Raw genomic sequence first — 1,103 nt, forward strand, 5'->3', positions numbered from 1 at the left:
GCCCCCGCACCCTTGCTCGGCCCGCTCTTGGCCGCCAGCCCCAGAGACGGCGCAGACCGGGACGAGGTGCTGGCGGATGTTTGGCCAGCAGGCGCACTCCCAGCCGCCGACTTCGCAGCCTGCAACCGAGCCGGGCGTGCCGCAGACGTGGGCGTGGCCGCAGCAGTGGAGCTGGCAGCGGAAACCGCCGGGGGGCTCACGCGAGGCACGGAGGCCAGCTTGGCCATCGCGCCCGGCGCCATGGCGTCGGCGCCGACGTTGAACACCGCCACCACGTCCGCCAGGCGTTGCGCCTGATCGCGCATGCTGGTGGCCGCGGCCGTGGACTGCTCCACCAGAGCGGCGTTCTGCTGCGTCATCTGGTCCAGGTTGCCAATCGCCTGGTTGACCTGGTTGATGCCATCGCGCTGCTCGGCGGCGGCGGCGCTGATCTCGCCAATCAAATCGCTGACGCGGCGCACGCTGGAGACGATTTCCTCCATGCGTTCACCCGCCTCGGCCACCTGCTGGGAGCCCGCGTCCACCGTGTGCACGGAGTTGGCGATCAAGCCCTTGATCTCCTTGGCCGCATCAGCGCTGCGCTGCGCCAGGGCGCGAACTTCGCTGGCCACCACGGCGAAGCCTCGGCCTTGCTCGCCAGCGCGGGCGGCCTCCACCGCCGCGTTCAAGGCCAGGATATTGGTCTGGAAGGCGATGCCGTCGATCACGCCAATGATGTCGCCGATCTTGCGCGACGACTCGGTGATCTGGGCCATGCTGGTCACGACCTGTTGCACCACCTCGCCGCCACGCTGCGCAGCCTGGACAGCGCCACCGGCCAGCTGATTGGCCTGGATGGCACTGTCGGCGGACTGCGCGACCGTGCTGGTGAGTTCCTCGATGCTGGCGGCGGTCTCCTCCAGACTGGCCGCAGTTTGCTCGGTGCGGGCCGACAAATCCTGGTTACCGGACGCAATTTCTCCAGAGGCCGAGGAGACGGACTCCACCCCGCTGCGCACCTCCGACACCACCTTGCGCAGACGCTCGCTCATGGTGCCCAGGGCCCGCAGCAGCTGGCCGGTCTCGTCCTTGGCGTTCGACTCCAGGCGCTGGCTGAGATCGCC

The 1,103-nt window shown here is 69.3% G+C and carries 1 protein-coding gene; it reads right to left on the reverse strand.

Annotated elements, in window-relative coordinates:
• Positions 1–1,103: methyl-accepting chemotaxis protein (locus HGR_RS15895; RefSeq protein WP_006299397.1), on the reverse strand; the 1,103-nt coding region annotated here is incomplete at both ends.

Origin of the sequence: Hylemonella gracilis ATCC 19624, assembly GCF_000211835.1 — a bacterium.
GTDB lineage: Bacteria > Pseudomonadota > Gammaproteobacteria > Burkholderiales > Burkholderiaceae_C > Hylemonella > Hylemonella gracilis.